Below are 19,700 nucleotides of genomic sequence, written 5' to 3'. Positions count from 1 at the left end.
CTGTACAAGGACCTGGTCTGCAGCATGAGCGGCCATGTGGCGACGCTCGAGATATGCCGCCCGCCGCACAATTTTTTCGATTACGACCTCATCGCAGGTCTTGCCGATGCGTTCGAGTATCTGGACACCCAGGCGGATTGCCGCGCCATTGTGCTGGCTTCCAGGGGCAAATCGTTTTGCGCGGGCGCAGACTTTTCACCCGAAACGAATGCAAAACATTCGCCGCAGCTGCTGTATCGCGAAGCGTTGCGGCTGTTTCGCACCCGCAAGCCGGTCGTCGCCGCCGTCCAGGGCGCTGCGATAGGCGGTGGTCTGGGTTTGAGCCTGGTGGGCGATTTTCGCGTGACATGCGATGAAGCACGTTTTGCGGCGAACTTCACAAAACTCGGCTTTCATCCCGGCTTCGGTTTGTCTGTGACCCTGCCGCGCCTCATCGGAATCCAGCAGGCCACGCTTTTGATGTTGACGGGCAGGCGGCTCAGCGGCACCGACGCGCTGGCCATCGGTCTTGCAGATGTGCTCGTCGAACATGGCAGTGTGCTGGCGGCTGCCCAGGAGCTGGCAGTCGAGCTCGCTGCGAATGCACCGCTCGCTGTGATGTCAACCCGACAAACCTTGCGGGGAACGCTTGCAGACGACATTCAGCTGGCAATGGTGCGTGAGGGAAGTGAGCAAGAACTGCATTGGAGAACCTCGGATTTCAAAGAAGGTGTTGCTGCCACTGCTCAAAAAAGGGCCGCACGGTTTACTGGAAGCTGATGGAGGCTACGCGGCGGATAGAAGGCTGGGGACAGAGTTTCGGTCACACAACCATTTAATTGAGTCAAAGATTTCAATGACAGACATACGCACTCATGGACTGCAACTGGATTTCATCGCCCTTAAATATGAGGAGCCGAGGGCTTTTGTAGAAACCTATGGCTTTGCCGGCAGCCAGGGTTTTGTGCATATCGATGCGGTGTTGATGCATCCAGAAGGCCATGCCTCGGAGACCCTGTTTGTATTCATGCATCCCACTGCAGCGCAGCACGTGTTGCCTGTCCCCCGTGCGCTGGCTTCCCAAGGTTGCCACGTACTGTGCGCGCAGAACCGCTATTTCCGCAACGACACGGCGCTGATTTTCGAGAAAACCATTCTTGATCTGGGTGCCCACATACGCCATGCCAAGGAAGTGCTCGGCTACAAAAAAATTGTCCTGGTAGGCTGGAGCGGTGGTGGCCCACTGACCACTTTTTATCAGTCGCAGGCAGAGAACCCGACCATCACCAGTACTCCGGCAGGTGACCCGGTGAACATCAGGGACGCGAGGCTTATACCTGCCGATGCGCTGATATTCCAGGCCGCCAGCATCTCGCGGGCGCAAATCCTGGCCGACTACATTGACCCGTCTGTTCTTGACGAGGCCAATCCCGACCGGCGCGATGCCAGCCTCGACATTTATGATCCTGCAAATACCAACCAGCCGCCATATTCGGCAGCATTTATTGAGCGTTACCGTGCTGCTCAATATGCACGCATACGAAGGATTACAAGCTGGGTGAAGCAGCAGATTGCCGAACTCAAAAGCCGGGGCAGTGTTGAACTTGAACAGGGCTTTGTGACACACCGCACCATGGCAGACCCGCGCTGGCTTGACGTGACGATTGACCCTAATGACCGCAAGGCTGGCATGAGTTTTATAGGCGACCCGCGCTCCGCCAACAATGGGCCAGCAGGTTTTGCTCGTTTCAGCAGCCTGCGCTCCTGGCTGTCGCAGTGGTCGATTGACGATTCAGTCGCCAACGCCGAGGAGTGCGTCAGGCATATTCGCGTGCCCTTGCTGGCGATTGAAAACAGTGCAGATGACGCCGCACCCACTTCCCACATGAAGGCGGTATACAACGCTGCTGCCAGCCCCGACAAGATGCTCAAGGTCATTGAAGGTGCGAATCACTATTACACCGGCCGACCCGAGCTTCTGGAGGAGGCCTGCAGGCTGATGACCAGCTGGCTGCGGGAGCGTAAGCTGCTGGCATAGTTGCGCAAAGCCCGATACAGAATTCTCAAAAATCACAGGAGACAAGCAATGATGAAAAAATCCCTTACCCGACTGGCAACCTGTCTCACATTCAGTCTGGGCCTGATCGCAGTGGGCGCAATGCCGTCCTTCGCCGCCGACTATCCCACCAGACCGGTTCGCCTGGTCGTTCCCTTCGGCGCAGGCGGCGCATCCGACCAGCTGGCACGCATGCTGGGCCTGAAGCTTGCCGACCGCCTGGGCCAGCCCGTGATCATTGACAACAAACCCGGTGCCGGCACCACACTGGGAATCATGGCGGTAAAGAACGCCGAACCGGACGGCTACACACTGCTACTGGGAGGTACCAGCGGTGTAGTCAACCAGGCACTCGACAAGACTGTGGCCTTCAATGCATCGAAGGACTTTGCAGGCGTGTCCATCGTTGGCGAGATCCCCTACATCCTGCTGGTCAATGCGCAGGTGCCTGCCAAAACCTTCCAGGAATTCGCCACGTTGCTGAAAAGCGCTCCCGGCAAATACAACTACGCCAGTGGCGGCGTCGGGTCATCCAACCACTTTGCGATGGAACTGCTGCTGACCATGATGGGGGCGCAGGCCGTTCACGTACCCTACAACAGCAGCGCCACCAGCATAGGTTCTGTCGCAGCTGGTGAAACGCAATTCACATTCGACACGCCAATTACCGCCAAACCGCAAATTGCCGGTAACAAGGTCCGGGCGCTCGCCACAAGTACTGCAGCACGGACACGCAGCCTGCCTGAAGTGCCACCAGCAGGCGAAAGTGGCGTTCCGGGTTACGAGGTCACCGGGTATTTTTCAATAGTGGCTCCCGCCAAAACGCCGCGCGACGTTGTTACGCGCCTTAACAAGGAAATCATCGCGGTTATGAGCGAGCCGGAGATGAGCAGCAAGCTGCTCGCGCTGGGCCTGGACAGCAAGACCTCCACACCGGAAGCGGCAGACCAGCGGACGGCTGCAGAACTTGCGCGCTGGTCCAAGCTGGCACAGGATTTGAAATTGCAGAAAAACTAAAATCTACGGCTTATTTGAGAGAGGGAGTGTTGGCACTGAATAGCTCATGAGGTGGTCGCCGTGTGGAAGAACTTCAGGAGCGTGGCGGTCTGCACTATTGGGCAGACGCATAATCACCTACCCGAGCACTGACGCCATTCCATAAATAGTCCACCGCGTCTAAGAGGCCTGTTCCTAGGGATTTGGCAAAGCTCAAGGCCTGAGGTGAAGAACTGAATACAAACTGACCCGCCGCCACCAACGGAAGCAGTTGCCTCGCACACTCACGCAGCTTGTTTAGTGCTTCGCGAGAAACCTGCGCATTCCAGCAAGCCACCCGTCAATGTCTGAGGCCTTGCGAGCCACAAAACCCTGGACTTCGGGGTGAGGAAGTATAAGAAAGACTTCTTTCTCAACGCCCGTCATTACGGTGGCTGCGACTTCGTCGGGCTCCATCAGTTTGCCGACTTTCGCAAATGCATCTGATGCTGCATTGCCCGAGCTGATAGAGTGTTCGAGCAATTTTGTGCGTACCGCCTGCGGGCAGATCACGCTGACTTTGATGCCCGCATCCCCATGCATGATGGCAAGCCATTCAGCCAGCGCAATGGCAGCATGTTTGGTCACTGCATAGGGGGCCGCGCCCGGGCTGGTCAGCAGGCCGGCTGCCGAGCAGGTGCTGAGCAGGTAGCCGCTCCCGCGCGCCAGCATGCCGGGCAGCACGGCGCGCGTTGCAAACACATGGGCCATGACGTTGATTTTCCATGAACGCTCCCATTTGCTGTCGGGCGCGTCGGCCCCGCCTTCATCGACGATGCCGGCGTTGGAGCAGAACAGGTCTACCGGCCCGAAGCGCGATTCAGCTTCTTGAACCAGGCGCTGGATGGCCGCTTCGCTCGACACATCTGCCGCCATGCCGAACGCCCGGCCTCCTGCGGCGACGATCTCGTCCGCCACGCGCTGTGCATCGGCTTCGTTCAGGTCGCTGACCAGCACGCCGCGCGCGCCTGCAGCGGCCATGCGTTTTGCCAGTGCCTCGCCAATGCCATTGCCTGCGCCGGTCAGCACGGCTACCTTGTTGTCCATCTTCATCGTGTTGATCCTGCGTTGTGTCAGTGTGGAGGGGCCTGCACCGACTTTGCTAGCGGTGCCTGCGTGGGGTGGTCATAGGGGTGCGAGCGCACCAGTGGTGTGCCGCAGTCTGGCGCTTGGGCAAGGGCCGTGTCCCACCAGGCGAGAAGGCTGTCTTCGGCTGCGTAGTCAAAATCGTCAGGGCCGAGCCGGCCTGAGAGCCCGTCAACCAGCGGGGGCGACTTCAGCCAGTACGCCACGGTTTCACGAATCCAGTCGGCGGGCGTCACCGCATCTTGATAGCCCAGTTGCACCCGGGCTTTCTCGTTGCTGACCAGCGAATGCCGCAGGCGACCTGTATCGACGTCAGTTCCACGCACCCAGTTGTATTCACCGGCCATGGGAACGGCAGATCGGCCCAGTGCGCAGATGGCGGCGGGAATGTCGACCGGCTGAAACTCGTGGTTCATGGCGGCCGCAACCAGGTCTACCCATTCGCGTTGTGTGTACTGGCGCGTATCGGCGGCGTGGTAAATCTCGCCGCCTGAATGCTGCGGCTGGTCAAGTACCAGACCCACCAGCCGGGCTGCGTTGGGCGATGCACAGCGGCCCTGCAGGGCAAGGCCGGCGCCCTGGAATATCCAGCGGCTGCGCGCATCCAGCACACGCCTGATCACGTGCCATTCCATGGGAACAACGGCATGCGGGCCGTAGACATAGGGATAGCGAACCACTGTCGAGACAAAATCCCCGCGTGTATGGGCGGCCAGCACCGCCTCTTCGGTCTGCGCGATCTTCGCCAGCAAACCGCGCAGGCCTGCGGGTGCGTGCTGCGCGGTTTCGCAGGGGAAATCCTCGCGCATGGGAACGCCCGGCTGCATGCCGACCACCGGCGTACCGCTGATCGACACAAAGTGCCCGGTGCGGCCGCGTAACGCGGCGGCCAGGTGGCGTATGCGGCCATAGGTTGCGACGGTGACATCCCAATGGCGGCCCGCCAGGTCGTGGTCTATGGTGCTCTCATGGTGCGGGTCGCCATGGATGTGCTCGATGTCATTCAGCTCGGGGACCTCATGAAGTCCGCGGTGGTAAATCGTGACCTCAAAGCCGCGGGCGCGCAACTCTGCCGAAATGGCAATGCCCGTGGCTGCCGTGCCGCCTACCAGAAGTGCGGTTTTCATGGCGCTTGCAGGTGTGACCTGAGATGAACTGTCATGTGCGGCGTCTCCACTTGATGGCCTGACGACCACTCTGATGGATAGAAGTTTGAGGTAAGCTTGTCCAGTTGTCAACAATAATGTTGACTTAAAGCGGGCGCTGCATGGCAGCGATAAAACGGTCTGCTTCATTCATAATGCACACGAACCCCGTTGCCGTGCCCAGCGGCTTTTGAGCAGTACCCTTCGAGACCAACACACCATGGAAAACGGCAGCAATATCGCCCGTCGCCGCAAGTCGGCCCTGTCGGATGGCAGTGCGGACTACAAGCTCAAGCGCGATGAAATCGTGAAGGCGGCATCCCGCCTGTTCAGGGAGCGTGGTTACAAGTCCACCACTCTTGCTCATGTCGCCGAGGTCGCCGGCGTCGACCGTGCCACGGTGTATTACTACGTCGGCAGCAAGGAAGAACTCTTCCGCGAAGCAGTGCAGGACCTGGTCAACAAAAATGCCGCCAAGGCGCAGCGCATCTTCAAGTCGAAAGAGCTCGATGCCGGGCAGAAGCTGGTGCAACTCGTCGAAGCGCTGATGTGTTCGTACGAAGAGCACTACCCGCACATGTATGTCTACATCCAGGAAGAAATGCACCAGGTCGACGGTGATACGTCTGAATGGGCGCTGGCCATGTCGCGACACACGCGCCGCTGGGAAACCATCTTCATGAAGCTGGTGGAGGAAGGCATGGCCGAGGGCATACTTCGCAGCGATATACCGGCCAGCATTTCGGTCAATGCGCTGTTCGGCATGCTCAACTGGACACACCGCTGGTTCAAGCCGGGCGGCAAGCGCGGCGCCAAGGAGATTGCCGCCGGCTTTTGCGAAATCTTCTTCAATGGCATGAATCCGCAGCCGGTACGCCAAAAAGCCAAAACGGACTGAGTTACGCCGGGCCAGACTGGCGGGTTTACCCGCAATAGTCAACTCAAATGTTGACTATTGAGTTTTCACGACGTATTCTGCCGCCCAATGGCGGGGTCGCGCGAGCAGTGTTTTGTGCGGCGCCCCAGCCTTCCAACCTGATAGAGCTCCACACATGCTGACATCCAGTCCTTGGACCGAGGTTTCGCCACTGGGCGACCTGCTGGTCAAAAGCGCAAACCGCCACCCCAACCGCGATGCGCTGGTTTTTCCCGAATCACGCGTCACCTATTCACAGTTGCTGGACGGCGCCATGCGCGTGGCGCGCGGGCTGCTCGCGCAGGGCGTGAAGCGCGGCGAGCATGTCGGGCTGCTGGCATCGAACAGCAGCGATTTTGTCCAGGCATTTTTCGGCATCTCGCTGATGGGTGCAGTCGTGGTGCCGCTCAATGTGCGGCACAAGGCGACCGAACTGGCCTACATCATTCGCAATGCCGATCTGGTGGCTGTGCTCACAGAGGAAGATGACAACGCACACGTCAATTTTGCGGATCTGCTCTGTGATGCCCTGCCCGGCCTGGCAGATACACCTGCAGGTGTTGATGTCACCTTGTCCCAGGCCCCCATGCTCAGGCGCGCGGTGCTCCTGCGCGGTGCCAGCAGCCCCGGGTACATGGACAGCAGGACGTTTGCATCGGCTGCCGAAAGCGTGGCGGACTCGCATGTGCAGGCACTGCGCAAGCACGTGCGCCTGCGTGACACAGCCATCATCATTTACACCTCGGGCACCACGGCTAACCCCAAAGGCTGCATGCTCTCGCACGAGGCCCTGTCGCGCGGACCGGTTGAACGCGCGCAGTTCAGGCTGGCCTGCGGTAACAACGATGTGCACTGGGGCGCGGGGCCGCTGTTTCACATCGGCTCACTGGGGCCGGCCATAGGCGCCTGGGGCGCGGGCATCACCTACACCACCGACCTGTATTACGACGCGCCGCGCGCCCTTGCGTTGATAAAGGACGGCAAGGCCACCACCATCTGGCCCTGGTTTCCCGCCATCGTGCTGGGCCTGATGGACCAGCCAGGATTTGACGGCGAGAGCCTGCCGCATGTCAAACGCATCGTGCTGATCGCCTCGGGTGCACTGGTCGAAAAGGTGCAGGCGCGTTTCCCGGACGCTGAAATCCTCCAGGGCTGCGGCATGACAGAGACTGCAGGCATCTTTGGCCTCAGCAGGCCGGACGACAGCCCGAAAGCACGTGCGCACACGCAGGGCAAGGTCTACCCCGGCCTTGAGGTGCGCTTGGTCGACCCGCACTCCGGTGAAGAAAGCCGGGCAGGCGATATCGGCGAAATCTGGGTGCGAGGTTACTGCGTGATGGATGGCTATTACAAGGACCCCGAGAAGACGGCTGCCTCGCTCGACGCAGAAGGCTGGTTGCATACCGGCGACCTGTATGTCGGCACGGAAGACGGCGACCTGGTCTTCAGCGGCCGCCTCAAGGACATGCTCAAGGTGGGTGGCGAAAATGTCGCCGTCGTCGAGGTCGAGTCTTACTTGAGCCAGCACCCGGCCGTACGCATTGCCGAGGTGGTGGGCAAGCCTGACCCGAGGCTCGACGAAGTGCCGGTGGCTTTTGTTGAACTGCATGAAGGCGCTGATCTCACCGAAGAGGCATTGATAGCGTTTTGCAAGGGCCGCATCGCCAACTACAAGGTGCCGCGCGAAGTCCACTTCGTCGCTCCCGGCGCGTGGCCCATGTCTCTGACCAAAATCGACAAGCGCGGCCTGCGCCAGCGACTGGCTGAATCAGCCGATACCCACAAGGCCTGAAAAGGCCTTGCAAAAGCTTTTAGAGGGCTTTGGCGGGTCTTTTGTGCGCTGCAAGGGCTTGCGAACAGCCCTTGCAGCCGCGTTTTAATCAGTACAAACCCGAATGCCGGGCGGATTTTCACCTAAATTTTCAACACGCGTGTTGACAGAAAATCCCGCCGTGCCTATTATCAACACTCATGTTGACAACAAGGAATTCACTCCCATGAGCATCACATCACAAGACCCGGGCGTACAGCGCCTGATAGATATCGAAGCCATCAACAAACTGATTTTTGATTACGCGTTTCATCTCGACATGAATCACCCGCAAGATCTGGTGAACCTCTTTGTCGATGACTGCGAAGTGATTTACGGCCCCAACTTCGGCGCCGTCGGCCGCGAGGCATATGCCAAGACGCTGGAGGGCATAGGCAGCTACTTTGTGGGCACCAGCCACCATGTGTCCAACATCGTCCACGACTTCAAGGGCAATGACGAAGCGCATACGCGTGCCGTGCTCTATGCCTGGCACCGCTACACACGTGAGCGGCCTGACTCGCATGTCTATGGCCAGTACCACGATGTGGTGGTGCGCGTGAACGGCGTGTGGAAGTTCAAGCGCCGCGAGTTGCGTGTCACGGGCCACAAGGACTTCCACGTCAAGGAATGCGTACCCATCGGTCGCGCCTGAGGACGACCAGGTGAGCAACATGGACAGCGCTGCAAAGCCTTTCAGCTACAACACCATCCGTATCGAGCATGCGGGTCCGTTGACGTGGCTGATCCTGAACCGCCCGGACAAGGCCAATGCCCTGTCCACCGAGCTGCTTGATGAATTGAGTGATGCGCTCAGGCGGCTTGAGACCGAAGGTGGCTCGGTGATTGCGATACGCGGTGAAGGTCGCGGCTTCTCCTCCGGTTACGACATGGGTCAGTACGGCAAGGTGGGCAACTCCGACGACCCGGTGGCTGACCGGGACCGCCTGCGCCGCAACCTTGATCGTTACCTCGCGATCTGGGACCACCCCAAACCCGTCATCGCAGCGGTGCACGGCTACTGCGCCGCAGGAGCCACCCAGATATGTGTGTACGCCGACATCACCATTGTTGCCAACGATGCGCGCATCAGCGAGCCGACCTTGCCGATAGGCGGTGGCTACATCGCCCCGGTCTGGACGCCTCTGGTCGGCCCCAAACGCGCCAAGGAAATGTCCTTCATACCTGGCAACAGCATTGACGGCCGCACGGCAGTCGAATGGGGTTGGGCCAACCACAGCGTTCCGGCTGATGAGCTGATTGCCGCGGTCGAATTCCTTGCATACCGAATTGCCAAGACGCCGCCGTCCGTGCTGCGCATCAAGAAGCTGTCCATCAACCGCGCAGCAGAAGCCTGCGGCTTTCGCGAAGCGGGCGCCGCCGTGGCCGAGATGGATGCGCTGCTGCACATGACACCGTCAGTGCTTGAGCTTCGCAAATGGATAGTCGAGGTTGGCATGAAGGATGCCATCGCCGCATACCGTTCACCGCCGAGCACGCCGCTGACCGCGCCGGCCCCCGAGACTTACCGAAAGACACAGGAGTAAATATTCATGGCAGATGTAGAGTTTTCACGGGAAGGGCATGTTGCCCACGTCCGATTGAACCGGCCCAAATCACTCAACGCCATCAGCGGCGAAATGAACCAGCTTCTCCATGACGCATGGTTGGAGATCAACAATGACCCCGACATCTGGGTGGCGATTCTCTCTGCTGAAGGTGAAAAGGCTTTCTGCGCGGGCGCTGATGTCAGCGGTGACGCAGAGCCGACCAGCCGCATCGCTTTTGGCGGCGGCATCACCGGTGTAGGCGGCCCGCTCCTGACGCTGAAAAAACCATTGGTCGCTGCAGTGCACGGTTACGTGCTGGGCGGCGGTTTCGAGATGGTCATGTGTGCCGACGTCATGGTGGCTGCCAGCAATACGCAGTTCGGCATGCCCGAAACCAAGGCCGGCATCATGGGCGAAAGCGGCATCATGCACCGCGCTATCCGCCAGTTGCCATACCGCATCGCGATGACCATGATCCTCACCGGTGAGCGCATGCCCGTGAAGGACGCGCTGAACTTCGGGCTGGTCAGTGAGGTGGTTGAGCCTGCGGACCTGATGGCCGCAGCCCAGCGCTGGGCAGACAAGCTCTGCGCCGCCTCGCCGCTGGCAGCGCAGGCCGCCAAGGCTGCTGTGCTGTCCCGTCTGGACATGCCGCTGGAAGTGGCGCTGGCCACTCGTTACGAACCTATCGAGGCTTATGCATTTACCGCCGACAGGCTTGAAGGCCGCCAGGCTTTCGCCGAAAAACGCAAACCACAGTGGCAGGGCCGCTGAGGCGCCCATTGTCCAAAGTCGTCCCCAGTCACGGAGATTTCCAGATGTTGAAAAAAGTCGAGACCCGCAGTGTTGATGCCGTCGTCATAGGCGCAGGCATCACGGGCATGTATCAGACCTATGTCCTGCGCGAGATGGGCTTTTCCGTCCAGGGCTATGACGGATCCAGCAATGTGGGCGGCACCTGGTACTGGAACCGCTACCCTGGTTGCCGGCTTGACACGGAAAGTTATGCCTACGGCTACTTCGGCCTCAAGGGCATCATGCCCGAGTGGACCTGGACCGAGCGTTTTGCCGGCCAGCCGACCATGCTGCGTTACTGCAACTATGCGGCTGACAAGATGGACATCCGCAAGAACTACCAGTTCAACACCCGTGTCACCAAAGCCCATTTCAACGAAGCCACTGACATGTGGGAACTGGGCCTTGATGATGGCAGCGAGGTCTCGTGCCGCTACCTTATCTCTGCAGTCGGGCCGCTGTCGGCTACCCGCATGCCCAATATTGCGGGCATAGAAGATTTCAAGGGCGAGTCCTTCCATACATCGCGCTGGCCGCGTGACCCGTCTGACCCGAACGGCGCACAGCAGATCGACTTCAGCAACAAACGCGTGGGCGTGATAGGCACCGGTGCCACCGGCGTTCAGGTGATTCCCATCGTCGCCAAGTCGGCAAAAGAACTGGTTGTCTTCCAGCGCTCGCCCAACTGGTGCACACCGTTGGGCAACACGCCCATCACCGAAGACGAGATGGTCAAGCTGCGCAGCGAGTACGAAAAGATCCTGGCCTTTGTATCGTCCACGCCCACAGGCTTTCCTTACGAGCGCAACAACAAGAAGGGCAGCCAGACCACGCCTGAAGAGCGCGCACAGCTTTTCGAGTCGCTCTACGACATGCCGGGCTACGGCATCTGGCTGTCTGGCTACAGGGATTTGTTGACCAGCAAGACGTCGAACAACTACCTGGCTGAATTCATCGCCAGCAAGATACGCCAGCGCGTCAAGGACCCGGTGACGGCCGAGAAACTGATTCCCAAGGATCACCCTTTCGGTACCAAGCGCGTGCCCATGGAGACCTATTACTACGAGGTCTACAACCAGCCCAATGTGAAGCTCGTCGATGTGCGCGAGACACCCATCACACGCGTCACGCCCACGGGCTTGCAGGTTGGCGACCAGAGCTACGACCTGGATGTCATCGTTTATGCCACCGGCTTTGATGCGGTCACAGGTTCGCTTGACCTCATCGATATTCGCGGCCGCGGCGGTGAGCCGCTCAAGCAGACCTGGGACGACGGCCCGCTGACCTATCTTGGTTTGCAGGTACGCAAGTTCCCCAACTTCTTCACGCTTGTCGGCCCGCACAACGGCGCCACCTTCTGCAATGTCGGCGTCTGCGGTGGTCTGCAGGTTGAATGGGTGAGCCGCATGCTGGGCTACATGCGTGACCACAAGCTGGTGTATTCCGAGCCGCTTGAAGAAGCGCAGGACAAATGGACCAAACAGGTTTATGAAGACTTTTCCAAGACCTTGCTGACCGAGGCCGATGCATGGTGGGTCAAGGTCAAGACGCACCCGGACGGTACGCAGACCCGCCGCGCCATGGTCCACGTCGCCGGTGGGCCCGAGTACCGCAAGTTCTGCGAGGACATTGCGTCCAGGGATTACGAAGGTTTTGCGCTGAGATAACGCGACCGAGCGCCTTAATATTTCCCACACATCACCATGGTCACACTGTCAGACATACGCGAAGAGGCGACACGGCTGCTGCAGGCCGCAGATGCAGGCCCCGTGCTTGATGATCTGTCCTGCACGCTGATTGCGTTTGCCGTGCGCATCTCGGTGACCACACTGGACAGCGAAGGCGCGCGGCAGCAGGCGCGGCTGGCGATGGATCTTGGCGCCAGCACGGATCAGCTGCATGAAGTTGTGCTGCTGGTGTCGGGGCTGGGTGTGCATTCATTGTTTGAGGGCACGCGGCTTGTCAATGAGCTGTCCGCGACTCCGGCTTCAAATGCAGCAAGCCCGACGCCGCCGCTGGATGAAACGCGTCAGCAGCTTTGGGACAAGTGGATAGGCACAGGCGGCTACTGGCAGGGTTTCGAGCGCGAGGTGCCCGGCTTCCTGGCAAACCTGCTCAAGGCCTCACACGAAGGTTTCGACGCATTCTTTCGTTACTGCGCTGTGCCCTGGAAGTCTTCCCACCTGCCGGTCCTGACCAAGGAGCTGATCTCAATGGCGGCAGACGCGACGCCTACCCATCGTTTCATGCCCGGCATGCGCCTGCATCTGGGCAATGCGATAAAGATGGGCGCAGGACGCGCCATGGTGATGAAGGCGCTGGAGATCGCGGCTGCAGCACCAGAACATCCGGGCGTTGCGTGATGCAGGCGTTGCAGGGCCCGGCAATGGCGCGTGAAGCCATGAAGCTGCAAGGGTTTCACCAAGGGTTGACCCCGACAAAAATTGTCAACACGTACGTTGACGACGAAAAGTTTGTGTTTGACAATTGCACTCACGGCGTCAAAATTTCCCGTGCGATCGAATGCGGCTCCGGGGATGCGCAGTGTGTTTTATCAATCGCTCGCTGAGAAGAAGAAAGAAGAGGCAATCGTTATGGACAGGGCAACGCTTGACGCCATCGTCGTGGAAGTTGAAGGCTTCATGGACAACGGAACCACCACGATGTGGGAGAAAGAAGCGCCCCAGCACGCCAGCAACTATTCCGACCCGGCCTGGCTGGCGAAAGAGCAGCAGGTGCTGCGCAGCCACCCGGTGATCGTCGGGCACAGCTCCAAGATCAGGGCGCCTGGTGATTACTTCACGCACGACGCCACGGGCCTGCCCCTGCTCATCGTGCGCCAGGAAGATGGTTCGGTGCGCGCCATGCTCAATATCTGCACCCACCGCGGCACACGCCTGTGCGCAGAGGGCGAGGGCAATCGCAGGGCCTTTGTGTGCCCCTACCATGCGTGGACCTTCAAGACCGACGGCGGCCTGCGCGGCATTCCCCGCCAAGAGGCCTTCCCCAACACCGACAAGGCCCAGTACGGGTTACAGCAACTGCCATGTGAAGAGCGCCACGGATTCATTTGGGTTGTGGCCACGCCGGGTGCGTCCATTGACGTCGCTGCCCACCTGGGCGCGCTTGATGCCGAGCTCGCCAGCTACAAACCGGCGGATCTGGTGATGGAGCGTGAGGCCTTCATGCCCGCAGACATCAACTGGAAATTTGTCCTTGACGGGTTCCTGGAGGTCTACCATTTTTCGGCCCTGCATGCCAAAAGCATTGCGCCCTACTTTCACGGCAACCATTCGCCGTTTCATGCCTTTGGCCCGCATGGCCGCATGGTCGGCGTGCGGGCATCGTTCGACAAGCTGCGTGGCCAGCCCAAGACGCATCTTGAGACGATGGAACTCATCAAACACTTCGCCGTCAACTACATGATCTTCCCGAACACCGTGCTGGTATGGCAGGGCGATCACTTCGAATGCTGGACATCCTTTCCGGCGGGGCAGCCGGACAAATCCCTGACGCACGTGCAGTCGATCACGACAAAAGAAATGGCAGAGGCCGAGTTCAAGGACAAGTGGAGCCGCAACTGGAACATCATGACCGGCACGGTGATCGCTGAAGACTGGGTTGTGTCCAAGGGCATACAGAACTCCATACATGCCGTCCCTGGCGACCGCATCGTTTTTGGTCGCAATGAGCCCGGCCTGCAACACTTTCATGGCCAGCTGGCGCAGTGCATAGGTGAAGCATCGGCGCAGTCTTCGTCAAGCGAACGGCAGGCATTCACAACATGACAGACCACACCACGCCCCCTGACGAGCCACTGCTGGCCGTCAACAACCTCCAGGTTGTTTATGGCGGCGCCATCGAGGCCTTGCGCGACGTTTCATTTGAAGTCCACGCCGGACAGATCGTGGCCCTGCTCGGTGCCAACGGTGCCGGCAAATCGACGGTGCTGAAAGCCATTTCGGGCATTCTTGATTTTGAAGACGGCAAGATTGAAAAAGGTGAAATCCGTTACGCGGGCGAGCAGTTGGGCCGCATGTCCGCGGCAAACATCGTCGGGCGCGGGCTGGTGCATGTGCCGGAAGGCCGACGCCTGTTTGCCTCCATGACCGTGCAGGAGAACCTGGTCGTCGGCGGCCACCACCGCAACCGCGCGGGCCTGGGCGACAGCCTCGAATATGTCTACAACCTGTTTCCGCGCCTGCAGGAGCGGCGCACGCAAGTGGCCGGTTACCTGTCTGGCGGCGAGCAGCAGATGGTGGCGATTGGCCGTGCGCTGATGAGCAAGCCGCGCATACTCGCGCTTGACGAGCCCGGCCTGGGTCTTGCGCCGCTGGTGGTCAACGAAATCTTCGAGCGCATTCGCCAGCTCGCACGCGACGAAAAACTCACCATCCTGCTGGTCGAGCAAAACGCCATGAAAGCACTGGCCATTGCCGACCGCGCCTACATCATGGAAAACGGCCGTGTCATGCTGACCGGCAGCTCCGCAGATCTGAAAGACAACCCCGATGTGCGTGAGTTTTACCTGGGAATCAAGAGTGGTGAAGTGCAAAGCATGCGTGACGTGAAACATTACAAACGGCGCAAGAGGTGGCTGTCATGACCCACCTGATGGAAGCGCGCGGGGTGGTCAAGAAGTTCGGCGGCCTGACGGCTGTCAACGAGGTGAGCCTGCACGTCAATGCCGGCGAAATCTGCAGCCTGATAGGCCCCAACGGCGCGGGCAAGACCACACTCTTCAACCTGATCAGCGGTGTGCTCAGGCCTACCTCAGGCGAGGTTTTCTTCAAGGAAAAAAGCATGGCGCGCGAGCGCCCCGAGAACTATGCTGCCGCCGGCATGGGACGGACCTTCCAGAACCTGGCGCTGTTCAAGCACAGCACGGTGATAGAGAACCTGCTGGTCGGCCGGCACACGCACATCAAGTGCAACCCGCTGGAATCGATATTCTTTCTTGGCCGTGCGCGGCGCGAGGAGGTCGCAGCACGTGAGCGCGTCGAGCAGATCGTGGAGTTTCTTGAAATTGAAAGCCTGCGCGACAAGATTGTCGGTTCGCTGTCTTACGGCCAGCAAAAGCGGGTTGAACTGGGCCGGGCGCTGGCCAGCGACCCCGACCTGCTGCTGCTTGATGAAATCGTCGCCGGCATGAACCGCGAAGAGAAAGAAGATATCGCGCGCTTCATCCTTGATATCCGCGACGAACTGGGCATCACGGTGCTGATGATCGAGCACGACATGCAGGTCGTGATGGACCTGTCCGACCGCATCTACGTGCTTGATTTTGGTTGCCTGATCGCCACCGGAACGCCTGCGGAAATCATGAACGACCCGGCCGTGACGAAGGCCTACCTGGGCGAAGAGGCGCCATCCGATGCGTGAAGAACTGACACTCGCGGCCGCGCAGGCCATGACGCTGCCGCAGCTGCTGGCCTGGCGCGCAGGGCACACGCCTAACGCCACGGCCTTGCGGCAAAAACGCCTGGGCATCTGGCAGGGCATTTCATGGCAGGGCTATAACACGCAGGTGCGCCAGGTGGCACTTGGCCTGCGTGAGCTGGGCCTCAAGCGCGGTGACCGCATCGCGATTGCAGCTGAAGGCATGCCGGAATGGTTTTTTGCCGACCTGGGTGCCGAACTGATGGGCGTTGAGGTGGTGGGCATATACCCCACCAACCCGTGGAACGAACTGCAGTACGTGGTGCGCCATTGCAAAGCCAGCGTCGTGATCTGCGGCGACCAGGAGCAGACCGACAAGGTACTGGAGGCGATGCAAAAAGAAGGCGGCCTGCCGGAGCTTAAGCACGTCATCTGCATAGACCCCAAAGGCATGCGCCACTATGACAAGGCAATGGTGCATAGTTTTGGCGAGCTGCTTGCAAAAGGCCAGCAACTGCTGGACACCCAGCCCGAGGCTGCAGACTGGCTCAAGCGCGAGACTGATGCCGGCCGCATCGACGATGTGAACGTGCTGATCTATACATCGGGCACCACCGGGCCGCCCAAGGGCGCCATGCTGACGCATCGCAACCTGACCTTTGCGACCTGCCGTTTTGCCCAGGCGAGCGGCCTCAAGGCGGGCCAGTATGAGGCCGTCTGCTATCTGCCGCTGTGCCACGTTGCCGAGCGTTCGTATTCCATGGTCCTGCATCTGGTGCTGGGCGGCGTGGTGAACTTCGCCGAGTCGGTAGATACCGTGTCCGCCAACATCCGCGAGATCGCGCCCAGCTTCTTTCTGGGCGTGCCGCGCATCTGGGAAAAGCTCCAGCAGAACACCACCTTCAAGGCGCGTGAGCCGGGCAACCCGTGGTGCCGGGTCTTCAACCTGGCGATGGGCCGCGGCCGCAAGCTGGCTGAAAAGAAAGCTGCGCGGCAAGGGCGGCGTTCTTTGTTTGAAAGCATTGAATACAGCTTTTGGTACTGGCTGATGTACCGCAACATGCAGCGCCTGATGGGGCTGGACCGTTCGCGCGTGCGGGTTTGCGGCGGTGCTTCGGTCTCGCCCGAGACCCTGCTGTTCTTCGATATCCTCGGCTTGCAGATATGCCAGGGCTACGGCCTGACCGAAAGCTGCGGCATGGCTTTTGTGCAGCGCCCTGACCGCAGCAGCCGCATCGGTACCTGCGGCCTGCCACTGGACGGCGTGGAGCTGAAGTTTGCAGACGATGGCGAAATCCTGCTCAAGTCGCCCGGTGTCTTCAAGGGCTACCTTTACGACGAGGCGGCCACTGTCTCGACGATGGATAACGGGGGCTGGCTCAGCACCGGCGACATCGGCAAGCTGGATGAGGCAGGTGAGCTGGTCATCGTTGACCGCAAGAAGGCCATCATCATCACCAGTGGCGGCAAGAACATCGCGCCCTCGGAAATCGAGAACGCGCTGCGCGACAGCCCCTTCATCCACGAAGCGATTGTGGTGGGTGATGGCCGTCACTTCCTGGGCGGCCTGATACAGATCGATTTTGAAACCGTGGGCCGCTGGGCCAGCGAGCGTGACATCTCCTACAGCGGCTACAAATCGCTGGCACTGCACCCGAAGGTGCGCGAGCTGGTGCAGGCCAACGTCGATGAGGTCAACGCCCGCTTTGCCCGGGTCGAGAACATCCGGCGTTTTGTGATCCTTGAAAAAGAACTGGACCACGACGATGGTGAACTCACTGCCACGCAGAAGATACGCCGCACCGTGATTGAAAAGAAATTTGCACGCGAACTGGCCATCATTTATGGCGAGAAAACACAAGAAACAAAAAGCAGCGAAGGGGCGCCGGCATGAGATACACGCTTGAGCTGGTCTACTCCGGTGTTGCCATCGGGGCCATTTACGGCCTGATGGCGATGGCCTTTGCCATGACATACAAGGCCACCGGCCTGCTGAACTTTGCACAGGGTGAGCTCGGCATGCTGATCGCCTATATCTCGTGGTCCATCAGCACGGCGCTGGGCTCAAGCACCTGGGCACTGGTGGGTGGCGCACTGCTCTCCAGCATTGTGCTGGGGCTGCTGATTGAACGCTTCATCATGCGAAAGATGATAGGGCAGCCGGTGTTTTCTGCCGTGCTGGTCACGGTGGGCCTGGGCGTCATCATCACGTCAGTCGTGCTGATGATCTGGGGCGGCGAGCAGCAGCGCGTGGATGTGCAATACGCCAGCGATATCGTGGTGTTTGCCGGCCTGCGCATGCGTGTGAGCCAGATTGCCGTGATTGTGGTGTTGCTGCTGGCCCTGGCGCTCACGCATGTGTTCTTCCGCTACAGCCGCTTCGGCATCGCCATGCGGGCGGTGGCTGCGGACGCGCGCACTGCCAGCCTGATGGGCATCTCGGTCTCGCGCGTACAGGCTGTGGCCTGGGCCACGTCGTCTGTGCTTGCGGGGCTGGCCGGTTTGTTCTTTGCGGTCAGCTTCGAGCTGTCGCCGTCCATCTTCACGCTGGGTCTCAAGTCCTTCCCGGCTACCGTGTTTGGCGGTCTTGATGCTGTCATAGGGTCTGGCGCCAGCGGTATTTTCATCGGTGTTTTCGAGAACCTGGTGGGCGGTTACATCGCCCCCCTGCTCAAGGAGATCGCCGGTTTCCTGATGATCCTGGTCATCCTGATGGTCAGGCCGTTCGGAATGTTCGGCCAGAAAGACATTGAGAGGGTCTGATGCAAAGCGGCAACTTCAAGCAAAGCTTTTCGGAGCAGCTCAACCTCACCGACTCCAATGCGGTGCGTCTCTGGTATGCGGTGGTGCTGGCGGCGCTGGTCGCGCTGCCTTTCGTCGCCTCGCCCTACCTCACCGGGTTTTTCACCACAGTGCTGTTCACCCTGGTCGGCGTGCTGGGTCTCAATGTGCTGACCGGCTTTACCGGGCTGGTGTCGCTGGGGCATGTGGCCTTTCTGGTGCTTGGCGGTTATGCCTATGCGATTACCACTGTCAGGTTTGGGCTGCACCCGCTGCTTGCCTTTGGGCTTGCCGGCGTGGTTCCTGCAGTCGCCGGCCTTGTAGTCGGCATACCCTCGCTGCGCCTGAAGGGCCTGTACCTGGCCATCACAACGCTGGCCTTCACCTTCATTGTTTACTCGCTCATCCTGGCGGGCGGCGATTTCACGGGTAGCGGCCGCGGCCTCATGGTGCCGCGCCCCGTCATTTTCGGCATTGATTTTTCGTCAGAGCGTGCGCTCTACTGGCTGTGTCTGGCGCTAACGCTGGCCACGCTGCTGGGCGTGCTCAATATCCGCCGCAGCCGGCTGGGCCGTGCTTTCATGGCCATACGCGACAACGACCAGGCGGCGGTCGCCATGGGCATCTCGCTGACCAAATACAAGCTGCTGGCGTTTGTCATCAGCTCCTTCCTGACCGGTATCAGCGGCGCCCTGATGGTGTTGTTCATCAACTTTGCGAACGTCGAGGGTTTTCCCTTTCTTCTTAGCATTGAGGCGGTGGCCATTTTGATTGTGGGCGGCATAGGCTCGGTGCTAGGCACGGTGATAGGCACCATCTTCATCATCTCGCTGCCGGAAGTCAGCACGCAATTACTGGGCGCCGTGAGTGCCGCCTTTGGCTGGCAGCTCAATTCAGTGGCGCTGGAGATCAAGGGCATCCTCTACGGCTGCGCCATCGTCGGCTTCCTGATGCTGGACCCGCGCGGCCTGGTCGGTTTGTGGATAGACCTCAAACGCCTCTGGACCAGCCGGCCCATGCGCTACTGATGCGCGCCTCACCCGATTTACCCTGTTGACCACCTTCTTTACCCGAAGTAGCATGCACGAAAAATCTGTCAACAAAAACGTTGACGTTTACTGGAGTTGACGAAAGTCATTGAGAGTCACTGAGAGTTACCGATAGAAAC

At 59.8% G+C, this 19,700-nt stretch carries 19 protein-coding genes; 17 read left to right on the top strand and 2 right to left on the bottom strand.

Annotated elements, in window-relative coordinates; translation table 11 throughout:
- Positions 1–24: 24 nt before the first annotated feature.
- The 3 genes from ACFQND_RS26795 to ACFQND_RS26785 all read left to right on the top strand — a co-directional run bounded on the left by ACFQND_RS26795 (position 25) and on the right by ACFQND_RS26785 (position 3,052).
- Positions 25–759 carry an enoyl-CoA hydratase/isomerase family protein gene (locus tag ACFQND_RS26795; protein WP_371439476.1) on the top strand — a complete coding sequence of 245 codons (735 nt, stop codon included), beginning with the start codon at positions 25–27 and terminating at the stop codon, positions 757–759.
- Between the two features lie 76 nt (positions 760–835).
- Entirely contained in the window at positions 836–2,017 is a 1,182-nt protein-coding gene (locus tag ACFQND_RS26790; RefSeq protein ID WP_371439477.1) for an alpha/beta hydrolase, read from the top strand.
- 48 nt (positions 2,018–2,065) lie between these two features.
- On the top strand, positions 2,066–3,052 hold the full coding sequence (locus ACFQND_RS26785; RefSeq protein WP_371439478.1) for a Bug family tripartite tricarboxylate transporter substrate binding protein: 987 nt from the start codon (positions 2,066–2,068) through the stop codon (positions 3,050–3,052).
- Between the two features lie 276 nt (positions 3,053–3,328).
- On the opposite strand, the gene ACFQND_RS26780 is transcribed toward ACFQND_RS26785, so the two are convergent.
- The gene (locus tag ACFQND_RS26780; protein WP_371439479.1) at positions 3,329–4,123 is read right to left on the bottom strand and encodes an SDR family oxidoreductase; all 795 of its coding nucleotides are present in this window, start codon (positions 4,121–4,123) and stop codon (positions 3,329–3,331) included.
- A gap of 20 nt (positions 4,124–4,143) precedes the next feature.
- Positions 4,144–5,283: a hypothetical protein gene (locus ACFQND_RS26775; RefSeq protein ID WP_371439480.1), complete on the bottom strand. Its 1,140-nt coding sequence runs from the start codon at positions 5,281–5,283 to the stop codon at positions 4,144–4,146.
- Positions 5,284–5,521: 238 nt separating this feature from the next.
- Between ACFQND_RS26775 and ACFQND_RS26770 the strand changes: the two genes are divergently transcribed.
- From ACFQND_RS26770 to ACFQND_RS26705, 14 genes are all read left to right on the top strand, one after another.
- On the top strand, positions 5,522–6,199 hold the full coding sequence (locus ACFQND_RS26770; protein ID WP_371439481.1) for a TetR/AcrR family transcriptional regulator: 678 nt from the start codon (positions 5,522–5,524) through the stop codon (positions 6,197–6,199).
- 154 nt (positions 6,200–6,353) lie between these two features.
- A complete protein-coding gene (locus ACFQND_RS26765; RefSeq protein ID WP_371439482.1) occupies positions 6,354–8,009 on the top strand; it encodes a class I adenylate-forming enzyme family protein in 1,656 nt (551 codons plus the stop codon).
- A 205-nt stretch (positions 8,010–8,214) separates the two neighbouring features.
- On the top strand, positions 8,215–8,682 hold the full coding sequence (locus ACFQND_RS26760) for a nuclear transport factor 2 family protein (RefSeq protein ID WP_371439483.1): 468 nt from the start codon (positions 8,215–8,217) through the stop codon (positions 8,680–8,682).
- A gap of 19 nt (positions 8,683–8,701) precedes the next feature.
- On the top strand, positions 8,702–9,574 hold the full coding sequence (locus tag ACFQND_RS26755; RefSeq protein WP_377415163.1) for an enoyl-CoA hydratase/isomerase family protein: 873 nt from the start codon (positions 8,702–8,704) through the stop codon (positions 9,572–9,574).
- Between the two features lie 6 nt (positions 9,575–9,580).
- On the top strand, positions 9,581–10,351 hold the full coding sequence (locus tag ACFQND_RS26750) for an enoyl-CoA hydratase-related protein (RefSeq protein ID WP_371439515.1): 771 nt from the start codon (positions 9,581–9,583) through the stop codon (positions 10,349–10,351).
- A gap of 44 nt (positions 10,352–10,395) precedes the next feature.
- Positions 10,396–12,039, top strand: a complete 1,644-nt coding sequence (locus tag ACFQND_RS26745) for a flavin-containing monooxygenase (protein ID WP_377415160.1) — start codon at positions 10,396–10,398, stop codon at positions 12,037–12,039.
- A gap of 36 nt (positions 12,040–12,075) precedes the next feature.
- Positions 12,076–12,735, top strand: coding sequence for a carboxymuconolactone decarboxylase family protein (locus tag ACFQND_RS26740; protein ID WP_371435996.1), 660 nt, complete (start codon positions 12,076–12,078; stop codon positions 12,733–12,735).
- Positions 12,735–12,941 carry a hypothetical protein gene (locus tag ACFQND_RS26735; RefSeq protein WP_377415157.1) on the top strand — a complete coding sequence of 69 codons (207 nt, stop codon included), beginning with the start codon at positions 12,735–12,737 and terminating at the stop codon, positions 12,939–12,941. Before ACFQND_RS26740 ends, ACFQND_RS26735 begins: the two co-directional genes overlap by 1 nt.
- Before the next feature lie 25 nt (positions 12,942–12,966).
- Complete coding sequence (locus ACFQND_RS26730) at positions 12,967–14,160, top strand: aromatic ring-hydroxylating oxygenase subunit alpha (RefSeq protein WP_377415154.1); 1,194 nt, start codon at positions 12,967–12,969, stop codon at positions 14,158–14,160.
- Positions 14,157–14,978, top strand: coding sequence for an ABC transporter ATP-binding protein (locus tag ACFQND_RS26725; protein WP_371437947.1), 822 nt, complete (start codon positions 14,157–14,159; stop codon positions 14,976–14,978). The genes ACFQND_RS26730 and ACFQND_RS26725 overlap by 4 nt, the downstream gene beginning before the upstream one ends.
- A complete protein-coding gene (locus ACFQND_RS26720; protein WP_371437948.1) occupies positions 14,975–15,754 on the top strand; it encodes an ABC transporter ATP-binding protein in 780 nt (259 codons plus the stop codon). The genes ACFQND_RS26725 and ACFQND_RS26720 overlap by 4 nt, the downstream gene beginning before the upstream one ends.
- Complete coding sequence (locus ACFQND_RS26715; protein WP_371437949.1) at positions 15,747–17,645, top strand: AMP-dependent synthetase/ligase; 1,899 nt, start codon at positions 15,747–15,749, stop codon at positions 17,643–17,645. The genes ACFQND_RS26720 and ACFQND_RS26715 overlap by 8 nt, the downstream gene beginning before the upstream one ends.
- Positions 17,642–18,514 (top strand): branched-chain amino acid ABC transporter permease, encoded by an 873-nt coding sequence (locus tag ACFQND_RS26710; protein WP_371437950.1) that lies wholly within the window; start codon positions 17,642–17,644, stop codon positions 18,512–18,514. Before ACFQND_RS26715 ends, ACFQND_RS26710 begins: the two co-directional genes overlap by 4 nt.
- Positions 18,514–19,560: a branched-chain amino acid ABC transporter permease gene (locus tag ACFQND_RS26705; protein ID WP_371434894.1), complete on the top strand. Its 1,047-nt coding sequence runs from the start codon at positions 18,514–18,516 to the stop codon at positions 19,558–19,560. The genes ACFQND_RS26710 and ACFQND_RS26705 overlap by 1 nt, the downstream gene beginning before the upstream one ends.
- The last annotated feature ends 140 nt before the right edge of the window (positions 19,561–19,700 follow it).

This window comes from Polaromonas aquatica, assembly GCF_042659145.1.
Taxonomy (GTDB): domain Bacteria; phylum Pseudomonadota; class Gammaproteobacteria; order Burkholderiales; family Burkholderiaceae_C; genus Polaromonas; species Polaromonas aquatica.
This window is presented reverse-complemented; position numbering and strand designations above follow the sequence as displayed.